This is a genomic window from Halotolerantifilum yawarlongkerapense (genome assembly GCF_054506745.1).
Genome location: NZ_CP199719.1, coordinates 285113 through 304655 on the forward strand (window position 1 = coordinate 285113; position 19543 = coordinate 304655).

Annotated in this window: 23 protein-coding genes; 1 reads left to right on the top strand and 22 read right to left on the bottom strand. The window is 54.2% G+C overall.

Annotated elements, in window-relative coordinates:
- Window positions 1-3: 3 nt before the first annotated feature.
- From ACULM0_RS01425 to ACULM0_RS01520, 20 genes are all read right to left on the bottom strand, one after another.
- Entirely contained in the window at window positions 4-870 is an 867-nt protein-coding gene (locus tag ACULM0_RS01425) for a polyprenyl synthetase family protein (protein ID WP_463678677.1), read from the bottom strand.
- Complete coding sequence (gene xseB, locus ACULM0_RS01430; protein ID WP_463678678.1) at window positions 863-1087, bottom strand: exodeoxyribonuclease VII small subunit; 225 nt, start codon at window positions 1085-1087, stop codon at window positions 863-865. The genes ACULM0_RS01425 and xseB overlap by 8 nt, the downstream gene beginning before the upstream one ends.
- Window positions 1080-2291 carry an exodeoxyribonuclease VII large subunit gene (gene xseA, locus ACULM0_RS01435; RefSeq protein ID WP_463678679.1) on the bottom strand — a complete coding sequence of 404 codons (1212 nt, stop codon included), beginning with the start codon at window positions 2289-2291 and terminating at the stop codon, window positions 1080-1082. Before xseA ends, xseB begins: the two co-directional genes overlap by 8 nt.
- Complete coding sequence (locus tag ACULM0_RS01440) at window positions 2282-3196, bottom strand: Kae1-like domain-containing protein (RefSeq protein WP_463678680.1); 915 nt, start codon at window positions 3194-3196, stop codon at window positions 2282-2284. Before ACULM0_RS01440 ends, xseA begins: the two co-directional genes overlap by 10 nt.
- Window position 3197: 1 nt before the next feature.
- Window positions 3198-3578 (bottom strand): transcription antitermination factor NusB, encoded by a 381-nt coding sequence (gene nusB, locus ACULM0_RS01445; RefSeq protein WP_463678681.1) that lies wholly within the window; start codon window positions 3576-3578, stop codon window positions 3198-3200.
- Between the two features lie 61 nt (window positions 3579-3639).
- Window positions 3640-4026 carry an Asp23/Gls24 family envelope stress response protein gene (locus tag ACULM0_RS01450; RefSeq protein WP_463678682.1) on the bottom strand — a complete coding sequence of 129 codons (387 nt, stop codon included), beginning with the start codon at window positions 4024-4026 and terminating at the stop codon, window positions 3640-3642.
- A gap of 95 nt (window positions 4027-4121) precedes the next feature.
- Window positions 4122-4679, bottom strand: a complete 558-nt coding sequence (efp, locus tag ACULM0_RS01455) for an elongation factor P (RefSeq protein ID WP_463678683.1) — start codon at window positions 4677-4679, stop codon at window positions 4122-4124.
- A 30-nt stretch (window positions 4680-4709) separates the two neighbouring features.
- Window positions 4710-5771 (bottom strand): M24 family metallopeptidase, encoded by a 1062-nt coding sequence (locus ACULM0_RS01460; protein WP_463679839.1) that lies wholly within the window; start codon window positions 5769-5771, stop codon window positions 4710-4712.
- Window positions 5765-6202, bottom strand: coding sequence for a type II 3-dehydroquinate dehydratase (locus ACULM0_RS01465; RefSeq protein ID WP_463678684.1), 438 nt, complete (start codon window positions 6200-6202; stop codon window positions 5765-5767). The genes ACULM0_RS01460 and ACULM0_RS01465 overlap by 7 nt, the downstream gene beginning before the upstream one ends.
- A gap of 31 nt (window positions 6203-6233) precedes the next feature.
- Window positions 6234-6731 (bottom strand): shikimate kinase, encoded by a 498-nt coding sequence (locus tag ACULM0_RS01470; RefSeq protein WP_463678685.1) that lies wholly within the window; start codon window positions 6729-6731, stop codon window positions 6234-6236.
- Window positions 6728-6991, bottom strand: a complete 264-nt coding sequence (locus ACULM0_RS01475) for a late competence development ComFB family protein (RefSeq protein ID WP_463678686.1) — start codon at window positions 6989-6991, stop codon at window positions 6728-6730. The genes ACULM0_RS01470 and ACULM0_RS01475 overlap by 4 nt, the downstream gene beginning before the upstream one ends.
- A 36-nt stretch (window positions 6992-7027) precedes the next feature.
- Window positions 7028-7687 (bottom strand): prepilin peptidase, encoded by a 660-nt coding sequence (locus ACULM0_RS01480; RefSeq protein WP_463678687.1) that lies wholly within the window; start codon window positions 7685-7687, stop codon window positions 7028-7030.
- 19 nt (window positions 7688-7706) lie between these two features.
- Entirely contained in the window at window positions 7707-8465 is a 759-nt protein-coding gene (locus ACULM0_RS01485; RefSeq protein ID WP_463678688.1) for a prepilin peptidase, read from the bottom strand.
- 9 nt (window positions 8466-8474) lie between these two features.
- A complete protein-coding gene (locus ACULM0_RS01490; RefSeq protein WP_463678689.1) occupies window positions 8475-10289 on the bottom strand; it encodes an S-layer homology domain-containing protein in 1815 nt (604 codons plus the stop codon).
- A 13-nt stretch (window positions 10290-10302) separates the two neighbouring features.
- On the bottom strand, window positions 10303-11487 hold the full coding sequence (locus ACULM0_RS01495) for a hypothetical protein (RefSeq protein ID WP_463678690.1): 1185 nt from the start codon (window positions 11485-11487) through the stop codon (window positions 10303-10305).
- Window positions 11484-12038, bottom strand: coding sequence for a PilN domain-containing protein (locus ACULM0_RS01500; RefSeq protein ID WP_463678691.1), 555 nt, complete (start codon window positions 12036-12038; stop codon window positions 11484-11486). The genes ACULM0_RS01495 and ACULM0_RS01500 overlap by 4 nt, the downstream gene beginning before the upstream one ends.
- A 9-nt stretch (window positions 12039-12047) precedes the next feature.
- On the bottom strand, window positions 12048-13115 hold the full coding sequence (gene pilM / locus ACULM0_RS01505; RefSeq protein ID WP_463678692.1) for a type IV pilus assembly protein PilM: 1068 nt from the start codon (window positions 13113-13115) through the stop codon (window positions 12048-12050).
- 25 nt (window positions 13116-13140) lie between these two features.
- On the bottom strand, window positions 13141-14193 hold the full coding sequence (locus tag ACULM0_RS01510) for a type IV pilus twitching motility protein PilT (RefSeq protein ID WP_463678693.1): 1053 nt from the start codon (window positions 14191-14193) through the stop codon (window positions 13141-13143).
- A gap of 35 nt (window positions 14194-14228) precedes the next feature.
- A complete protein-coding gene (locus tag ACULM0_RS01515; protein ID WP_463678694.1) occupies window positions 14229-14696 on the bottom strand; it encodes a PilW family protein in 468 nt (155 codons plus the stop codon).
- A 17-nt stretch (window positions 14697-14713) separates the two neighbouring features.
- Window positions 14714-16198 carry a YCF48-related protein gene (locus tag ACULM0_RS01520; RefSeq protein WP_463678695.1) on the bottom strand — a complete coding sequence of 495 codons (1485 nt, stop codon included), beginning with the start codon at window positions 16196-16198 and terminating at the stop codon, window positions 14714-14716.
- A 183-nt stretch (window positions 16199-16381) separates the two neighbouring features.
- Between ACULM0_RS01520 and ACULM0_RS01525 the strand changes: the two genes are divergently transcribed.
- Window positions 16382-17851 (top strand): DDE-type integrase/transposase/recombinase, encoded by a 1470-nt coding sequence (locus ACULM0_RS01525; protein ID WP_463678696.1) that lies wholly within the window; start codon window positions 16382-16384, stop codon window positions 17849-17851.
- 157 nt (window positions 17852-18008) lie between these two features.
- Here ACULM0_RS01525 and ACULM0_RS01530 read toward each other — a convergent pair whose 3' ends face one another.
- Both ACULM0_RS01530 and ACULM0_RS01535 read right to left on the bottom strand, forming a co-directional pair.
- On the bottom strand, window positions 18009-19118 hold the full coding sequence (locus ACULM0_RS01530; protein WP_463678697.1) for a DUF7305 domain-containing protein: 1110 nt from the start codon (window positions 19116-19118) through the stop codon (window positions 18009-18011).
- Between the two features lie 40 nt (window positions 19119-19158).
- Window positions 19159-19527, bottom strand: a complete 369-nt coding sequence (locus ACULM0_RS01535; RefSeq protein ID WP_463678698.1) for a type II secretion system protein — start codon at window positions 19525-19527, stop codon at window positions 19159-19161.
- Window positions 19528-19543 lie beyond the last annotated feature (16 nt).

Consider the following 19543-nt stretch of genomic DNA (forward strand, 5'->3'; position numbering starts at 1 on the left):
TCCCTATGCGTCGCGTTCGAGCAGGTACACGGTGAGTGCCTTCAGGAAAGGATCGTTTCCGATCGCCTCAAGATGATGGAGGGCCTCGGCGGTCAGGTCTTTTACCCGCTCGCGGGCCCCCTCGACGCCTAGAAGGATCGGGTAGGTCACCTTCTCGTTCTTCTCATCGCTTCCCACGGGTTTGCCCAGGGCTGCCTCATCGCCGGCGATGTCCAAGAGGTCGTCGACGATCTGAAAGGCCCGGCCCAGGGTCCGGCCGTAGGCCGCAGCCGTGGCCACCTCCTCTTTCGAGGCACCGCCCAGGATGGCCCCCACCTTGCAGGCGGCCTCGATGAGGGCCCCGGTCTTCAGAGCGTTGATTCTGTCGAGATCCGCTTCGGTCCGTCCGGGCTCATCCTTGATGTCGAAAAATTGTCCCAGGATCATGCCCCGGCCCCCGCTGGCACCAAAGAGCGCACCCATGGCACGGATCTGACGGTTCGCATCGGGCACGGGTGCGGCTAGGGTCAGCTCCATGCTCAGGTTCAAGAGGGCGTCGCCGATCAGGATAGCATCGCCCTCACCGTAGACCACGTGACTCGTGGGCTTTCCCCTGCGCAGTGCGTCGTCGTCCATGGCAGGCAGGTCGTCGTGTACCAAGGAGTAGGTGTGAATGCACTCGATAGCCGCGCTGAAGTAGTTCACTTCCGTGCCTTTTCCACCGAAAACCTCGTAAAAGGCCTTCAGAAGGATAGGACGCAATCGCTTGCCCCCGGCACGCAGCGGGTAAAGGAGGCGCTCCTCGTAAGGGCCTTCTCCCGGTAACAAGGGGGCAAGCAGGCCTGGATAGGTCGCCTCAAAGGTCTCACGGCGGAGCGTCAGTTCACGCATTCCCTTCCTCCCCATCGAGCGGGATCTCTTCTAGGGAAGCATTGATCTTGGTCAGCCGTCCCTTGGCGCTGGTGAGATGGTCCATACAGGCCTTGTAATGACCCACGCCCTTTTCGTAGGCATCGAGGGCCTTCTCGAGGGCGATGTCCTCTTTTTCCAGGGTGGCAACGGCGTCCTTGAGCATTTTCAAATGGGTTTCGAATGTCTGTTTAGCCACGATCTTTCACCTCAATTTCCTCTACGGTAGCCTGCAGGGACCCATCGGAAAGACGGATATCGATTCGATCTCCGATCGCCAGGTCCCCTATGCTTTTCACCGGTTCCTTATCCTTTTCCATGTAGCCGTAGCCCGCCTTGAGTCGCTTCAGCGGGCCGTTTGCCTCCAGCAGATCGCCGATGGCGAGGGCCTGTTGTTCCTTGCGAAGGACATGACCTTCCGTCCGAGCGGAGAGCGTTGCGATCAGATTGGCCAGCCCGGCCTCTTCGCGCTCGAGGCGGTAGCGAATTTCATTTTCCATCCTGCGCAGACTGTCCTCGCTCAAGCGCCGCGTCTCGGCCTCCAGGCGGCGGTTGATCCGCTCGCGGCCTACTTGCAGATAGGCCTCGGCCCGACCCATCATCTCTACCACCGTGGGGCTCACCCGTTCACCGGCAGCGGAGGGTGTGGGGGCCCTCAGGTCGGCCACGAAATCGCAGAGGGTGTGATCTGTCTCGTGGCCCACAGCACTGATCACAGGATGCCGGCTCTTGTACACGGTCTCCACCAGTTGTGTCTCGTTGAAGGCCCATAGGTCCTCGATGCTCCCGCCACCGCGCGTCAGGATGACCACGTCGATGTCCGCGCGGGTATCGAAATAACGGATACCCGCGGCCAGGTTGTCTGCCGCCCCCTCCCCTTGTACGAGACTGGGGTACAGGACCAAATCCAGGGTAGGATTGCGGTGCTGTATGACGCTGATCACGTCGCGAATCGCAGCACCCGATGCCGATGAGACGATGCCGACCTTCTCGGGGTAGGTTGGGATCTGTCGCTTGCGTTCTTCATCGAAGTAGCCAAGGGCCTCGAGACGATCCTTTTCCTTGAGGTAGGCCTCGTAAAGGGCACCGAGTCCAATTTTCTCCATAGTGCGGGCGTAGACTTGAAAGCGTCCGTCGCGTTCATAGAGACCGGCCTGGCCCTTGATGCGCACGTGATCCCCTTCCCTGAAGGTTTCCTTCAGGTGGTCGTGGCTGTTTTTGAACATGACGCAGTCCACGCGTGAGGCGTCGTCTTTCAGTTGAAAGTAGGCGTGCCCGCTGGTGTGGACCTTATAGTTGGCCAGTTCCCCCTCGACGGTAAGGACCGATAGCAGAGGGTCCGCCTTGATGATCTGGGCCATGTATCGGTTGAGTCCCGATACGGTGAAGGCCTTCAGTTGCATGAAATCGCCTCCTCGGCGTGTAGGGCGACGCCCACGGCATTGTCCGATGCGTAGCGAGGGTCGCTAAAGAGGAGCCTGTCACCCAGCTGCTCCTCGAGATAGTCTCGGATGTAAGCATTGCGCATCACACCACCGGTGAGGACCACCTCGCCTGTGAGCTGATGGATCAGATCCTCCAAACAACGGGCGCAGGTATGCTGAATCTTGGCGGCGATGATCTTAGGATCCACCTTCCGATCGATATCGCGAAGGGCCTGGCTCTCCACCCCGCTCAGATTCAGATCGAGTCCCTTGAGGTGGTAAGCGTAGGCGTCCGAAGGCCTGGTGTCCCCGGCCAGGGTTTCCAGGTGACCGCCGGCGGGAAAGGGCAGGCCTAGGGCCACGCCCACCCGGTCGATCACCTTACCGAAACTGAGATCGAGCGTCCTGCCCACGATGTCACCGGTCAGGTCCTCGCCGACCTTCAAAATCTCCGTGGTCCCACCGGAGAGGTGGAGGGCATAGAAAGGGGCCTGGGGTCGCTTGTCCAAGCGATAGAGGGCTGCGCGCAGGTGGCCGCGCTGGTGATCGTAGGCGATGAGCGGAATCCCGAGGGCCATGGCGAGGGTCCCGGCCACCTGGCTACCGGCCAAGAAGACGGGCATAAAGGAACTTTCCTCTGGTCTGGGTTTCGTAGAAACGCCCACGGCCTTTAGACCCGTCAGATCCGGAAGATCGAGGGCCTCGATTACGCCCGCCAGCATCTCCTGGAGATGTTGATGGTGACGGTAATAAGCTTCTTGCTGGCGGAGGCCACGTGCGCCGGGTTTCACCTCGAGCATGCGGCGCTCTTCGTGGAGGAGCTCACCGTCCTCTACGACGGCGAGGCTCGTGGTATAAGCGCTGGTGTCGAAACCGAGCACCATCTTACAGTGCCCCCAGGTCCCTCATGATCTTGTTCAGGACCCCGTTGACGAACTTGTGCGACTGGTCGTCGGAGTAGTGCTTGGCCAGTTCGACAGCCTCATTGAGGGTCACCTTTGGCGGGATATCGTCGAGATAGAGCATCTCGATAACGGCGAGTCGCATCACCGTGAGGTCGAGCTTCAAGATTCGTTCCAAACGCCAGTCGATGAGCTTTTCCTCGATTTTGCCATCGATCGTCGCCTTGTGGGCGTAGAAAGCGTCGATGACGCGGCGGACGTAGTCCGAGCCCTTGTCCTCGATACGCTCGCGCGGCAGCTCGTCCTGGACGGCGAGTTGGTAGAGCATCTTGAATGCGTGGTCACGTTCTTCTTTGCGGGTCATGTGATTGGTTCCTCCTTTGGTCTTTGCGAGCGGAAAAAACTGACTCCTGAAATGACGGGAGTCAGTCCTTCTTGTCCTCACCTTTTTTGGCCACGTTGATGCCCTGCACGTGAATGTTCACCTCACGTACCTTGAGTCCCGTCATGGTCTCGATGGCACTCTTGACGCCCTCTTGTACTTGCCATGCAATCTCCGGGATCTTGATCCCGTAGTCCACGATGATGTTCAAGTCCACGGCCACGGATTCCTCTTCTAGCGCCACCTGTACACCCTTCTGTAGATTCTTCTTCCCGAAGATCTCTGCCACGTTGTCGGTGAAGCCACCGCTGAGTCCCTCGACGCCGGCGATTTCCGAAGCGGCGATGGAGGTGATGATGCCGATGACCTCGTCGGAGATGTTCACATGTCCGTAGTCCTTGGCCTTCATTGTATGATTTTGATCTGCCATGTCAGATGCCTCCTGTTCATTGTTGTCTTCTCCACCTATTATACCATAAGTCGGGAGAGGGTAAAAAAGGAAAAGAAAGCACAAATCGTGCTTTCTTATACTCTCGAGAGATATTCACCCGTGCGGGTATCGATCTTGATCGTGTCGCCCTCATTGACAAAGAGGGGCACCTGGATCTCAGCTCCGGTTTCCACCACCGCTCGCTTGGTCACGTTGGAGGCGGTATCGCCTTTGATTCCCGGCTCGGATTCCGTCACCTGGAGTTCCACGAAATTCGGGGCTTCGACGTCGAAGACCTTCTCCTTGTAGAACTTGATCGTAGCGCTATCGTTCTCCTTGAGCCATTTGATGGCTTCTTCCACCTGCTCGTAAGAGATCGGTACCTGCTCGTAGGTTTCGTTGTCCATGAAATAGTAGAGGTCACCATCGGAGTAGAGGAACTGCATGTCCTTGCGCTCGATGTGGGCCTTGGGAAATTTCTCGCTGGGGTTAAAGGCATCTTCTCTGGTGGCACCCGTCGTGAGGTTCTTGTACTTGGTGCGCACGAAAGCGGCACCCTTGCCGGGTTTCACGTGTTGGAAGTCGAGAACCACATAGGGCTCTCCGTCCATTTCAAAAGTCATGCCTTTTCTAAAATCGCCTGCACTGATCATATTTTTTCACTCTCCAAATTTATTTTTTTACTAGAGTACAATGAGCTCTTTCGGTGAACGGGATAAGATCTCACACCCCTCATCCGTCACCAGCACCAGATCCTCTATGCGCACGCCGCCGAGATCCGGTACGTAGATGCCCGGTTCATCGGTGACAATCATACCTGCCTCCAGCTTGTCGTCGGCGCCCGGTGCGAGCCTGGGGCTCTCGTGCACCTCGAGTCCCACAGCATGTCCGAGGCCGTGGCCGAAGTGATCGCCGTGCCCGGCCTTCTCGATGATGTCGCGGGCCACCTTGTCCACACTCTCTCCGGTGACGCCGGCCTGGATGGCGGCGAGGGCCGCTTCTTGGGCCCCGAGCACCGTATGGTAGATGTCGCGCATCTCGTCGGAGACCTCACCCACGGCGATGGTACGGGTCATATCGGAGCAGTAACCGTCGTAGACGCAACCGAAGTCAAGGGTGACCAACTCGCCTGCCTCAATCACCTTGTCCGAGGCGATCCCGTGTGGGAGTGCGCCGCGTTTACCGGAGGCCACAATGCTCTCGAAGGATAGTTTGGTAGCCCCGAGTTTTTTCATCTGCATCTCGAGGGCCAGGGCCACTTCCCTTTCGGTGACGCCGGGTTTGATCATGGTCAGGACGTGGTCGAAGGCGCGGTCGGCTATCGATGCCGCCGTTCGGATCGCTTCGATCTCATCGGACCGCTTGATCTGCCGGATCTTTTCGATCCTGTCGCCGATGGGCACGAGGCTTGTGTCCTCGAGTTCGTCGGTGTAGGACCGGTAGTCTTTCACGGTCATGAAGCTGTCCTCGAAGCCGAGGCGCGAGAGCTTGAGCTCGGCAATCAGGTCGATTACCTTTTTCTCACGGTTGTGCAGCAGGATCTCAAAATCCTGGCACTCTTTCGCCGCCTGGTCCTTGTATCTGAAATCCGTGATGAACAGGTTGCGGTCTGCTGTGAGCAGGACGTGCCCGCTCGATCCGGTGAAGCCACTGGTGTATCGTCTGTTCTCGGGCCGCGTGATGAGGAGACCGTTCAGGTTCTCCTCCTTCATGAACGCCCGGAGTTGTTCAATGGTTGTCAAGATTCATCCCACCCCTTCAAATGTTGGATCAGCGCCTGCACACCGAGCACGTAGCTCTGCGCTTTGAAACCGGCGATCTGACCGATGCAGACCCCGGCGATGACGCTCTGTTGACGGAAATGCTCACGACGGTGGATGTTCGAAAGATGGACCTCCACCACCGGTACGGCGGCCATATCGATGGCGTCGCGCAGGGCGATGCTGTAGTGCGTGAAGGCACCGGCGTTGAGGACAACACCCACCTCGCGGTCGATCTCTTGCAAGCGGTCGATGAGATCACCCTCGTGGTTGCTTTGGTAAAAATCAAAGTCCACGGCCGGGAAGGTTTCCTGGAGAAGCCCCTCGATGGCATCGAGGGACAAATCCCCGTAATGCCCAGCATCTCGGAATTCCAAAAGGTTCAAATTCGGCCCGTTGAGCACCAGTATCGTCATGTCCGTTTCCCTCCGTTCATCATACCACAACTCATGCGTTGAGGCTAGTCAGTAGCGCGTCTACAGCCGCTTGGATTTTCATGTCGTCCACGTCGATCACGAGATCAGCACAGGCCTCGTAAAGGGCCGATCGTTCGGCGAGCAAGGGGTCGATGCGGTCGATGCCAGCGGCCAGGAGCGGTCGGTGGGCGGACTCCTTCGCCAGCCTCTTTTTCAGTATCTCGGCCCCCGCCCGTAGGTAGATCACCCGGCCGGTGGTGGCCATGCGGTGTCGATTCTCCTCGGAGAGGACGATGCCCCCTCCGGTGGCGATGACCAGGGGGGCGCCGGCCAGTCTTTGGAGCGCCTGGTGCTCAGCCAAGCGAAATCCCGCTTCTCCCCGCTCGGCAAAGAGCTCGCTGATCTTGCACCCTTCTCTTGCTTCGATCCGCTCGTCGAGATCGACGAACTTCATACCGAGTTTCTCAGCCAGGGGACGTCCCAGGGTGGTCTTGCCCGAACCCATCATGCCGATGAGATAAAGTGTCATGCGTCCTCCCGGGGGTGATTCTTGACCCGCTCGATGGCCCGGTAGAGGACGTTGGTCACGTCCACCTCGGCCTGGGTGGTCAGTTCCTCGAGCTTGGTGAAGAGCTCTCCCATCTCTGTATTCACGTAGTGGGGCTTGAGCTGGTTCAAGGCCAGGGCCTTGATGTCGTCCAGGTCGTGCTCTGAGGGATGGTAGCCGGGGAAATTTTTCAGTACCCTGGGCAGATAATAGTTCACCGTATCTTCCATAAAGTTTTTCATGTCCTATGTACCTCCTGAAAGTGTGTCGTGTCCTGTCTAGAGCAGGGATAGGATTTCCTCGGTAAAGAGGGCGGCGAGCCAGGTGCCGATCCCGAGGAAGGGGCCGAAGGGAATCTTGCTCTTGAGTCCCTTCTTACCCGTGACGAGGGAAAGGAGTCCGTAGAGACCCCCGAGGACGAACCCGATGTAGATGGCCACGAGCACCTGTCCGAGACCGAGCCAGATGCCCATGGCGGCCATGAACTTGATGTCCCCTCCCCCCAGCGGTCCGAAGTAGGCCACGATGAGAAGCAGGATGCCGGCGATGAGAAAGCCGAGGGCCATATCCAGCGGTCCCCTCTGTCGAAAGATCAGCTGGAAGATGAGACCAGTGACCAGCGCTAGGACCACCAGCTCGTTGGGGATGATCATGTGCTTGGCGTCGATAAAGACCATGGTCACCGCGATGCAGGCAAGCGTGCCGTAGAAAACCAGCAAGAATCCACTGATCCCAGCCGTGGCCATGAGCCCGAAGGCCAGGGCCGTAGCGATTTCCACCGTGGGCGTGCGCCATCCGCCGAAGAGGGTCAGGCTCAGCCAGTTCTCCCCGCTGGTCAAGGTCGTCTTGAAAAACGTGCGCTCCTGAGGTAGAAGGCAGATGGGGACGCGCAGGAGCGTGCCGATGAAAAAACCCAGCAGGGTGAGTAGGATCGTCATGTAGCGCCCCCTTCTTTTGTTAGAGAAATGTCTTTATATACCAGTATAACACGTCATGGCCGTACAATGCAGTGAGAAAAGCGGCCGTGGCCATGGCCGGCGCGAAGGGTATCTCCATCTTCCTGCCCACCGCCCCACCAGTAAATTTTTTGACGATCACCAGCACGAGGGCCACGTAGAAGGCTCCGATGCCAGCGAGGAGTGTCAGCGGCCAGCCGAGATAGAGTCCGATGGTGGCCATGAAGAGCACATCACCGAAGCCGAAGACCTCCTCCCCGTAGATGGCCCTGGCGATGAGGAAGATGAGCAGGTAGAGACCAAAACCAGTGAGGCCGCCCCAGATCATGCTACTGATGCCGAGGTGACCGGCGCCTGTGCTGGCTCCTGCCAGGGCGAAAAACAAGAGAACCCTGTCAGCGATGATCTTGTGATCGTGATCGATCAGGGCCGTGATAAAGAGCAGGGAAAAAAGCAGGGCCAGGTGGAGAAAACCGATTATCCCCTCACCATGGTGAAATGCCACGAGGAACAAAACCCCCGTTGCCCATTCCACCAGTGGGTAGCGCCGACTAATGGGCGCACCGCAGGTCCGGCAGCGCCCCTTGAGAAAGAGCCAGCTGAAGACCGGGACCAGGTCACGTGAAGAAAGGGGTCTTTCGCAGGCGGGGCAAAAGGAGCGGCCCCGCGCTATGGAAAGATCCCTTGGAATACGGTAGATCACCACGTTGTAAAAGCTGCCGAAGACCAGACCGTAGAGAAAAACAATAGCACGTATCAAAGCGTTCGCCTACCTCAGGGGTAAGGGGCCGTCGGCCGTCAGCTCGTGGAGCATATAGACGGTCTCGGCTCGGGTGATGGCCTTTTTCTGGCTGGAGAGCCCTGCGGACCGCTCGAACTTGTCGTAGAGCATGTCGCGCGCGAAGGTCGACCAGGTTTGTTTGTCTCGGCTGATATTGGTCATGATCATCATCATCTGTTCGTAGGTGATGGTGGCCCCTGCCCCGAAGGTATCGGTGCCGGTTCCGTTCATGTAGCCACGGCTGGCCACGAAATAGATGGCATCGGCGTGGGTCCCGAAGGTGTTTTCATCGGTGAAGGTCCGCGTCCGGATCACGCTGGGCGCGTAGGCCATCTCATAGAGGATCTGGGCGAATTCACCGCGGCGGATGGCACCGTCGGGATGGAAGCTCGAGCCGCCGGGTAGAAAGCCGCGCCGGAGGAAGGTGTAGAGCTCGTCGAAGGCCCAGTTGTACTGGATGTCCGTGTAGAGCGGGTAGCCTGAATCGATGAAGATAGCATAACGTCCCCCGTCGTAAGCACCTGCGGGGATGGCCATCTCGAGATAACCGTCGCCCTGGCGGGTCCGCTGGTAGAGCCAGCGGGTTCCTTCGAGCTTGTAGATCCCAGCGCGGTAATCGCCGTGGAAGACGAAGCGCAGGGTGATGGGACTACGGAGCGTGGCCGCGCTACCGAAACTGGTGGCGTGGACGCGGTAGACGGGGGTCACTTGTTCGTAGCTACTGGTGTAACGGCCGAGGGAGTTCTGCTCACGGGTGAGACCGAAGGTCGCCTCGCCGTATATGGTCCCCGCTGGGATCTCCAGGCGTACAGGCTGGGTCACGGCAGTGGAGGCGGATCCCCCGCTAAAGTTGGTGGCCACGTCGTCATAGGTTAAGGTGGCCTCGTTCATGGTCACGCGCTGGTAGTTAATGTTCTGGTCTTCCTGCTCGAGGTTGGCCAGCTGGAAGGCGTCTTTGTAGGCCTGGTGGAAGGCCGTGCGGAAGGCCTCGATGAAGTGGACGCGGTAGGCCGGTGCCTCGCGGTAGAGATGGTAACGCGAGAGGAGGTTGCCCTCCTTCTCATAGAGATTCAGCGCCCGGTGGGAGTCGTTGAACTGTCCGAGCTTGATATCGAGAATTGCGTGGAGCTCACCCTGTTTTTCACCCATCTCCGTACCGTGGTCGTTGGCATTGGTACGGTCGGCGTTCTGGTCCTGGGCGTTGGTCAGACGGAAGGCATCGAGATAGGCCTTCTCGTAGTTGATGCGGTAGCTCTTCAAAAAGGCATCCTGGTAGGCGCGGGTATCGTAATTCAGACGGTAGGTCAATACCGTGTCCGTGCGGGCTGGGTAATCCCGCTCCCACTTGGAGATCAGCTTCAAGTTGAAGTCGGCTCGACCGGCGCGGGCGCCGTCGAGGCTCCCGAAGAAGGCGCCGTGGTCTTCTCCGAAGTCGACGCCGGTGGCGCCCTCTTGGATCTCAAGACGTGTATTGGCGTAACCGGCTTCGTAACCCTCTTCAAAACCATCTTTATAGCCGCGCAGGAAGGCCCGGCGGTAGTAGGTGCTTTCGTCCTCTAGGTTGAACTCTTTTTCCACATCCTCTTCCTGGTCTTCATAGGCATCTTCCCAGTCGCTGTCGCGACCGTTGGCGAAGTCTTTGTAGCCCAGGACGTTACCGGTGATCTCTCCCCAGGTGTATCCTTCCTCGTAACCATCTTCATTCTCGATGGACCAGGTGTTCGGGGTGGCCGCGAAGGCCAGGGGTGAAGCCACCACCAGGATCAGTGTGAGTGCGATGAGTGTCGTGGTCAGTCTTTTCATGGTTTCTCCCCCCTTACTCTGCCGACGTAACGGTCTGCAGGCTGTCGATGACGATGTGACCGGTGAGCGCACCTTCGATGCCACCGGAGCCGATGACAATCCGCTGGACTTTCACAGGATAGCTGAGGTCGCCGGGCAGGCCCGTGGACACTTCAGACCAGGCGCCTATTTGACGCTCGCCCGTGAAGGACAGTTCTGTTTGCTTGCCCGTGGCGTCGATCAGAACGACACCAAGGGGATGGTTGCTGCTCTCTCTGGCGTAGACGAAGAGGGAGAGTCTCTCCCCCGCCCGGTCGATCATGACGGGTGACCCGTCGAAGACCAGGTTGATGGAGGCTTCGGGCATGCGCTCGAGGAAGTTATAATCGATATCGAGACCGTAGGCGCCGGTGTGGGCGCGTCCGGTGAAGGAGGTCTTGGCCACGATATTCTCAGGTTTCGGTACTGTGAAGAAAGCCTGGCCTTCGAAGCCGGCGACGGTCCGTCGGATCACGCTCGGTGGCATGGGACCGAGGTCGCCATCGTCCTCGATGACGATAACCTCTGATGCGCTCTGGCCTTGTTGGTAACCGTCGAAGCTATCGAAGGGCGTCTCGCCCTGGAAGGGCGCGTTCGTACGATAGGTCTCGAAGGTAGTGTATGTACCGTTGTAGCCGTTCAGAGTCGGTAGACCGTGAAAGGCCATGTTGATGCTACCGGTGAGGCTGCCGTTCTGGTCCTTCATCAGGCGGAAGCTGTTCATGGCGATAAGCTTGTCCTCCGCTTCGAAGCGTCCGAGGAAGGTCTTGATGGCATCATAGGGACCGACGAAATCCATGGAGAGGCCGTAGGCTTCGTGGAAGATTTCTTCCGTTCTATCGGTCATATCGGTGAACTGATAATTGCGAAATCCAATGACCTCCTGGGGGTTGAAGTGATTGACCATGGCCAGGAGCTCTTCTTGTTCGAGATTGCCATAGTAGTACTCTTTCATGGTGTCCATCTCGTCAGTGTAGTTTGCGATCTCTTCTTCGAGAGTAGGTTTTTCGGCGATGAGCGCGGTGATTCGCGCCTGTTCAACTAGGACCAAATCTCGCTGTGCTTCAAGCTCTTCGAGTCTTTCTTCCTGGGGCACTAGGATAAATTGGTAGTAGGCGAAGAGAAGGAGGGTTACTCCTAGGATCATCAGGAGTTTCTTGTCGCGATTGGTGAGGGTCATCGCGCGTTCCCCCCTTCGATGGACGAGCCGATGGTAAAGTTCACGTAGGGGTCTTCCTCATTGATGCTGGAAAGAAAGACGTTGTAAAAGTCCGTGGACTGGGTGAGGTTGTATTTGAGTTCGGCCACCCTGAGCGGATGGTAGGCCACACCCTGTAGCTGCATACGGTCGGACTGGACATCTAGTGATTTGATAAAGCTGTTGGCAGGCATGCTGTCCTCAACTGCAGCGAGGACCTCTGTGTCGAAAAAGTTGTTCTCCTCGAGCGAAGCTGTGAGCGTGCGGAGCTCTTCCACCTCGGCGGCCTTCTGGTCGCGGTTGGCACGGAGTTCCTCTACCTCGATGATAGCGTTCTGCGTCTTGGCCGAGTTATTGAAGGCTTCCACGCTGGTGATCTGGTCTTCGAGGGTCCTCGTCTTGCTGTAGAGGCTCACCTGGTAGAAGGCAACGATGCCGAGGACCAGGATCAGAAGAACAGGGAGGATCATTTTCTTCAGGTCTGTCTTTTTCCGCTTTTCTTCAAAGGGTTCAAAGAAATTAAAATCTCTCAAGGCATTCACCTACCTTCTGATCAACGCGCCGTAGGCGTTGAGGTACAGGGGGATCTTGTTGATGTCATTGTTGTGTTCTTCAGCGAGGACGCTGAGCTTGAGGATGGTTTCTGCGGGTAGACCCAACTGTTCGGTGAAGAAGGCGTCGAATCCTTTGATCTTGGCGCCACCGCCAGTGAGCAGGACGTGGTCGATGCGGTTGTCGACGGACCGGGAGGTGAAGTACTTTAGGATCTTGCCGATGTCGTCAGCCATGTGCTCCATGTACTCATAGAGGGCGCGTTCTTTCTCGTCGAGCGTCTGGAATGTTTTTTCGTTGAGGAAACGGAGGTCTTCATCGAAGAAGCGGTCGCTCTCCGGTTCGACGACCTTGAAGTTGCCGATGATTTCGATCAATCCCTTGCAACCGTACTGAATCAGGCGGTTGAAGTTAAATTTACCCTTTTCAAAGATCGTAATATTGATCATCTTGTGGCCGATATCCACCACGGCGAGAGAGGTGTGGGTCACGAGGATATGGTCGTTGATCCGGCCGGTGACCTCGAGGAGCTTCTCGAGGGCGTTGGTATGCATGTCGAGGGCCACGGGTTCGAGACGCAGGTTGGCCAAGAGGTTGTGGTAGTCCTTGGCGATCTCGCTGGGCAAGGCACCCACCAGCATCTTGTGCCTGGGGGTCTCGTCCCTCTCCTCGATTTCCTCCATGAGACGGTGTTGCAGTATGTAACTCTCAGTGTCGATGGGCAGGTACTGTTCGATTTCGTAGCTGATAAGACCTTTCTGGTCTTCTTCGGGTACCTTCGGGATGAAGATCTCCCGTTTGATCATGTCGCTGGTCTCAATGGTGACGACTGCCTCTCGGGATTTGACGCCGGTGGTCTCGATGAGCTTGGCGAGGACCTTTTCGGCGGCGTCCATGTCGATGAGGTTGCCGTTTTCCACCACGCCGGGCGGTAACACTTCTTCACCCCTTGTCTGGATCATGAGGGTATTTCCCATCCACTGGCCTTCGACGAGCTTGATGGCCCGACTACCGAAGTCGATGGACAGAAGATTGCCTCGTTTGGTTTTGTTGAACATCCCTACTCTCCCCCTTTTTCTCTGCTTATCGTATCGCTTTGATCACTGTGGCTTTATCGGTGACATGCTCGAGTAAGATTGTTTGGTCGATCAGGTTGTGCTCGTAGAGCGAGATCATATAGTCGTCCATGGTCTGCATGCCCAGTTTCTGTCCGGTTTGGATAAAGGAGTAGAGCTGGTGGACCTTGTTCTCCCTGATGAGGTTGCGGACGGCGGGGGTGACGATCAAGCTCTCTACGGAGGCAACACGGCCCCCACCGTGTTTGCGCGGTAATAGTTTCTGGGCGAAAACGGCCATCAGGGAGTTGGCGAGCTGGATGCGGATCTGCTGTTGGTGGTGGGATGGAAAGACATCGATGATCCGTTCGATGGTCTGGTAAGCGTTTCTCGTATGTAGGGTCGCGAGGACCAGGTGTCCGGTTTCAGCAGCGGTGACAGCTGTGGCGATGGTCTCGAGGTCGCGCATCTCGCCAACCATGATGACATCGGGATCCTGGCGCAGACCGGACCGCAGGGCGTCGTTGAAGCCTATGCAGTCACGCCCCACCTCTCGTTGGGTGATCAGGCACTTATCGTTGTGGTGCATATATTCAATGGGATCCTCGATGGTGAGGATGTGAGCCCTTTTTCGCTTGTTGATGGCGTCGATAATCGACGCGATGGTGGTGGACTTGCCACAACCGGTGGGTCCTGTGACGAGGACCAGGCCGGACTGGAACTCGGAGACATTTCGGATGCTCTCGGGCAGACCGAGTTCTTCGGGTGTGGGGATCACGTCGCTGATAACGCGACAGGCGAGGCCGATGCCCTTGGCGTATTGAAAGACATTGATGCGGAAGACGTTCTTGCCGGGGATCCGGTAGGCCATGTCGACTTGCCCGCTGGCCGTCAAGGTATCGAACTGTTCGTCGTTCAGGATCACGCGGGCAAAGTGATGGGTGTCATCCGCTGTCAGCGCCTGCTGGTCCAGCGGCACCAGCTCTCCGTCACATCGGGCGGTGGGTGGGTCCCCCACGGCCAGGTGCAGATCTGATGCGTTTTTCGAGGCTGCTTCGAGCAGCAGTTGATTGATGTCCATGGGCTCGCCTCCGATGCGTGTTCTTGTTCAAGTAGCTATTTTGAGTAGTAAAGGGTGTTACCGGAGTCTTCTATTGCTGAATTAATATTGTTCAACAGTACTTTAGTCGTGAGGTCGTAATCTACCTCGCCGTCTGAGGAAAGACCTCTGATGGTGTACTCAACAAAGTAACGATCGTCTTGCTGAACGATTGAGAAACTTGCTGATTGTACGAGGGGATAGTCAGAAGATAATGAAGTCTGATCAACCATTTCATCGAGTGTGCTATCAGTGATACTGATCAAGTTTGTATTACGTATAGTTGTAGAAACATAATCATTAGCCATGCGGACATCAAATTGGACTGACGCTAGCGTATCGCCGCGATTAAAGGCAGTTACGTTAAAAATGAAAAACTGTATGATCACAGTTCCTATGATGCCGAGGAGCGCTACTGTTACAATCAACTCGACGAGCGTGAATCCTTTCAGAATCATTTTCCTAGTGCTATGTTTCTTATTCACTCTCGTCACCTCCGCTCTCACTTCCTGGTTAGGGTGCTAAAAGACTCACCTGTGAAGGTATGCTCTACCGTCCATGTGTTTAGGTCGCTTGAAGAAATCAACTCTTCGTGGCTGGCGATCCAGGCGTCACCGGAACTCATAAGTATTGCATCATAGAAATCTGATGTTCCGAAGGTAGATTCATTCCAACTAGTACCGTTGTCTCCAGACGTCAATATCGTTCCTGCGGCTCCTACGATGATGAGTTGACCCGCACGGTAATCAATTGCATGGAGGTCAGAAGTTGTAGTAAGTGGTACCTGTGTCCAGATCTCAGCATCTATATCCACACTACGGTAGAGCGTTCCTCCGGAGCCGAATGCAAGGAAATAAGCCGAGGCACCGTCATCATATCCAAATGTTCCGATGAAGTCAGACATTATCGTGTCACTTTTCTCTACCCACAGCGTTCCATCTGATGAATAAATACGCCCGCCCTCGCTACCAACAGCTAACATGGTGCCAGTGATAGTGCTGGAGATTTCGTGCAATGGTTTTGACCCTGTTCGGGTATAAGCTTGATTCCAGTTCACAGCATCTGAACTCTTGTAAATCTTACCAAGATCGTCCGTCGCATAGAACTGACCAAGTGTGTTGTTCCAGGTTATTCCAGTTAGATTTCCTGCACCTATAATTACTCGCGAGGTCCAGTATTCTTTATCTTGGCCTACGAGCACCTGTCCCATTTCTCCTACAAGCACATAGCGGTTATTCCCAAACACAGAATCGTTGACGGTAAAAGTAGCAGGAAACGGAACTTCGTCCGATCGATTCAACCAATTGGTTCCATCATTTGAAGTATAAACATGGTGAGCACCGGATTCTTCCGTTGTTGCTACGATCTCTGGCAGCGGTACGTTAATTTTTGCTCGAGACACTTCTGTCGGTTCATCTGTGATAGGTGTTAACACCCGGAGAACATACTCAGAACCTGAGTTCAGAAGGTTTTCATCAAGTGGGAAACTTGCTGTCTCAGGATCTACAATCGTCATCTCAGCAGAATCGATGGCTAACACCTGGGAACCAAAGCGGTCGAGCACTTCAGCGTTCGTTTGCGAGGAAAAACTCGTACCATCTCCATTGATTGTGATCGTGAAAGGAATCTCGCTACCTTCAATCCGAACCTTTGGTGTTATTGAAATTGTTGATACCAGCGGAACGAACACCTCCATGCTTGATTGAGCATCTCTCGCGTATTGAGTGGTTTCGACTAGACCACCCGGCACATCATATGTGACCCCATCAAATGTGATGGATAGATCATTTGTCTCGATGGCTTCTCCCCTTGCTATCCGTTCTTCCAAATCTTCCTGTGCTTTTGCGTAAGCTTCGGCTTTATTTCCAGCGCGGTAAACCGTCAACACACCGGTGGTGAACATCGATAGGAAGGAAATCAGTATGAGACTCAGGATCGCTAAGGAAATGATTAGTTCAATCAAAGTCATTCCATTTCGCTTTTTCATCCTACACTCCCCCCCAAAAAAAGCTTAGTGTCAAACGAATACTGTATAAACCAATGCATAAGCACTGGAATTGCTGCAATCTATAATTCAAGAGGCTTCCCTCCCCATTTTAGGTTTCAATACTCCCCAAAATGTGTAGGTGATTAATATCCGACTACCAAGCACCCGAAAGGAGTTGGCCTCTTGAATACGAATTTGGTGACCACGCTACTTTTTATGCTTTGTGCGCAGTCTTCAGTCATTGAGATCCTCATGATTCTCAACTTTGCGATCAATTACAAGAATGCTAAACCTGAAGGTCCATTGAGCCTTAGGTACCAGCAGTTCCAAATCGATCAACCTCCGCTTATTGAAAAGATCGATTACACGAGCTACCACAAGCGGATCAACGACTATTTCCTCGCTACAGGAAAGAAAATCCGTCCTGTTCAGCGTCGAGGTGGTGCGAAGGTCCCGAGTCACGTGAAATGCCCGTACTGCAAGGCGCCTCATAAATATCTTTACCGGAACAACGGAAACAAGGGAAATCAATACCGATGTAAAGTCTGTCATCACAACTTCAACATCATGACCGACCGTGATCGAAAGCCTTTCACCCTAAGATGTCCCCACTGCGCTAAACCGCTAGATAGAATTAAGGAGCGTGACAACTTCAATGTGTACAAATGCAGAAATGATCAGTGCTCTTTTTATCTCAACAATCTTGCGGCCATGTCGGATGCAGACCGCGATCGTTTCGAATGCTATCCCACGCTTTTCAAGGTTCGGTATATCCACCGTGTTTTCAACGGCAACTTTAAGGAACTCTCACGTGAATCGATTGATCTTCCGAAGGTTGATCTCTCGCGCATTCACGCACCACACTATATCCTTGGACTCATTTTGAGCTACCGGATCAACTATGGCCTTACTGCTAGGAAAGTCTCGCAAATCATGCGCGAGGTCCATTGTTACAAGGTTTCTGCCCAAACTGTCCTCAACTACTGCGAGGCTGCAGGCTACATCGTAAAACCCTTTTTGGATACCTACGACTATGACTTGTCCGGTTCCTATGCAGGCGATGAAACCTATATCAAGATCAGGGGTAAGCATGCCTACATCTTTTATTTCATCGACACCGTCAAGAAGATACTGCTCTCGTATTATGTCTCAGAAAGACGAACGTCTACTTGTGCCATGAAGGCACTTGCCTACGTGAGAGAAAAGCTATCTCCCTATGATGGTAAGCCTACTTTCATCACCGATGGAAATCCCATCTACAAGCTGGCTCAATACTTCTACGCAGAGCCCGAAAAGAACGGTGGGACGCCGGAAGATAAGTTTGAGTTCGATCTGGTCACGGTCTATGGGCTCACAAATGCTGATCCGATTTCAACGGAGTACAGACCGCTCAAGCAAATCATCGAACGTTTGAACAGAACCTTTCGGGCTTCTTATCGATTGACCAATGGCTACCATGCTTATCACGGATCCGTTAGCCATGTGAACCTGTTTGCCGTTCACTTCAACTTTCTCAGAACCCACAGAAGCCTGGGGAACAAGGTGCCCGTTCCGATTCCAGAGATTGAAAAGCAGAAAGACATGCCCAACAAATGGGTGAAATTACTCCACCTTTCGCAAGAAAAAATCCTGGAGCTCCAAAGGGTAGCTTGACCCTGTCGAAGTTGATAGATACTACCAGCGGTAGCGCACTACCGCTACTTCTTGTGCTCAAATTTCTCGTCCGTTGCCTTTTCCCATAGCTGTCGGGAGGCCTCGAGCCGACCTATGGTTTTCATAGATCTTTAGACACTACCAAAAAAAGATCGATTTAATCCTGCCATCTGTAGTTAACGTAAGAAACGCCTACATTAGAATCTTCTACTTCAGAATAATTTGCCATATCCGGGTTGTAAGTGATTGTTGTATGGTTAAAAAGATGAACTGTTTCACCTACGATTCCACCATTCAATTCACCATGTTGGGCATTGTTCCATTCCACTGTGGATTCCGGGGCGTAGATGAACACGTTGTTTACTGCTCCTGCACCTTTGAATGTTACTGTATGGTCTCCCTTAACGTAAATGTAAAGGTAACTATCACTAGAACCGGTTAGTACCCCGTTTGTCTCAATCGATACATCACCTTCTACGTAGAGATGAGTGATAGTACTCGGGCCTTCACCGGTCCATGAAGGATTGGGTACAGCAACTAGCCCACCATTTTTAACAGAGATCGAATCAGCTTGATAAATGTATTCGTTATCGCTATTGGTCAAAGCTATGGGTAGATTAACGGTTGTCCCATTAATATCCTGAACCGTAGAAGTAATGTCAATAGCCCCGGCCGGGATGTTTACCAGAGGAATCTCCATTGTTGTATCTGTGATTTCATCTCCAGTGACAGTTACTTTGTTCGGATCTATCCCAATGCCGCCTGTAGTTTTTGTAGCAATACTCCCTGTAATCGTAGCCCCATTAGCATTTCCATTGTTTGGACCAATATAATGATCTCCAACGATCGCATGGTTCAAAACTTCAGGCGTGCCTGTTGTTCCTTTAGTGAGGAGTAAGCTCGCATCTTGTGTTACTCCGTTGTGTGTTGCGGTAGACGTGATGTGAATAAGAGTGGCATTCGAAGGATCCTGCTCGACTGACACAATAAAATTTCCATTCCCAATCTGATTGTTACTATCAGAAGTCTTTCCAATCAAATTGTCTGCATCGCCATCATCATCAGCCACCATGTAATCCGCGATAGCCTGAGCACCTGATCGAGCGATGTAATAAGCTTGAAGTTTATCTTCATTCCGATTAGTGAATCGATTCTCGGCCACGCTCAAATTTAGAAGCGCAGTACCCAGGATCATGAGAACTACCATAACGATCAACGTCATAATAAGCGTATAACCGCTCTGCTCATTTCTCAGTTTCTTTAACATCTTCATCACCTCTGTGATTCTGATTGAAGGACGTACCTAACTACTCAGTTACCCCAGGTAGTACCGATACAACACCATCACTATCAATTCTCACAATATACTGCTCTCCAGGTGAAGGTTCTCCAGCCCCCACAGTCACCCCACTAGGCACTTCCGGCCATCCATCAATATAGCCTGAGAGAAGGTCTCGATCGTTTGTTTCATCTACTACCACATTGGGGTTTTCTGAACGAAAGATCTCAGCAGATTCCATAAGAACTCTCACGTTGTGTTCATGAGCAACAGCGCCAGCTTCTCTTGGAAACATCCCAAGGCTGAGCATTGCAATGGTGGCCAGGATTCCCATAATCCCGATGACGACAATCAACTCAACCAAGGTAAATCCTTTGTGATCTTTCTCTTGATTCATTGTCAGTCACCTCCAT

What these genes read in the sequence shown, in the direction of transcription:
- ACULM0_RS01425 (WP_463678677.1), bottom strand. Translation starts at nt 870, where the DNA reads ATGCGTGAACTGACGCTCCGCCGTGAGACCTTTGAGGCGACCTATCCA.
- xseA (WP_463678679.1), bottom strand. Translation starts at nt 2,291, where the DNA reads ATGCAACTGAAGGCCTTCACCGTATCGGGACTCAACCGATACATGGCC.
- ACULM0_RS01440 (WP_463678680.1), bottom strand. Translation starts at nt 3,196, where the DNA reads ATGGTGCTCGGTTTCGACACCAGCGCTTATACCACGAGCCTCGCCGTC.
- nusB (WP_463678681.1), bottom strand. Translation starts at nt 3,578, where the DNA reads ATGACCCGCAAAGAAGAACGTGACCACGCATTCAAGATGCTCTACCAA.
- ACULM0_RS01450 (WP_463678682.1), bottom strand. Translation starts at nt 4,026, where the DNA reads ATGGCAGATCAAAATCATACAATGAAGGCCAAGGACTACGGACATGTG.
- efp (WP_463678683.1), bottom strand. Translation starts at nt 4,679, where the DNA reads ATGATCAGTGCAGGCGATTTTAGAAAAGGCATGACTTTTGAAATGGAC.
- ACULM0_RS01465 (WP_463678684.1), bottom strand. Translation starts at nt 6,202, where the DNA reads ATGACGATACTGGTGCTCAACGGGCCGAATTTGAACCTTTTGGAATTC.
- ACULM0_RS01470 (WP_463678685.1), bottom strand. Translation starts at nt 6,731, where the DNA reads ATGACACTTTATCTCATCGGCATGATGGGTTCGGGCAAGACCACCCTG.
- ACULM0_RS01475 (WP_463678686.1), bottom strand. Translation starts at nt 6,991, where the DNA reads ATGAAAAACTTTATGGAAGATACGGTGAACTATTATCTGCCCAGGGTA.
- ACULM0_RS01480 (WP_463678687.1), bottom strand. Translation starts at nt 7,687, where the DNA reads ATGACGATCCTACTCACCCTGCTGGGTTTTTTCATCGGCACGCTCCTG.
- ACULM0_RS01490 (WP_463678689.1), bottom strand. Translation starts at nt 10,289, where the DNA reads ATGAAAAGACTGACCACGACACTCATCGCACTCACACTGATCCTGGTG.
- ACULM0_RS01495 (WP_463678690.1), bottom strand. Translation starts at nt 11,487, where the DNA reads ATGACCCTCACCAATCGCGACAAGAAACTCCTGATGATCCTAGGAGTA.
- pilM (WP_463678692.1), bottom strand. Translation starts at nt 13,115, where the DNA reads ATGTTCAACAAAACCAAACGAGGCAATCTTCTGTCCATCGACTTCGGT.
- ACULM0_RS01510 (WP_463678693.1), bottom strand. Translation starts at nt 14,193, where the DNA reads ATGGACATCAATCAACTGCTGCTCGAAGCAGCCTCGAAAAACGCATCA.
- ACULM0_RS01520 (WP_463678695.1), bottom strand. Translation starts at nt 16,198, where the DNA reads ATGAAAAAGCGAAATGGAATGACTTTGATTGAACTAATCATTTCCTTA.
- ACULM0_RS01530 (WP_463678697.1), bottom strand. Translation starts at nt 19,118, where the DNA reads ATGTTAAAGAAACTGAGAAATGAGCAGAGCGGTTATACGCTTATTATG.
- ACULM0_RS01535 (WP_463678698.1), bottom strand. Translation starts at nt 19,527, where the DNA reads ATGAATCAAGAGAAAGATCACAAAGGATTTACCTTGGTTGAGTTGATT.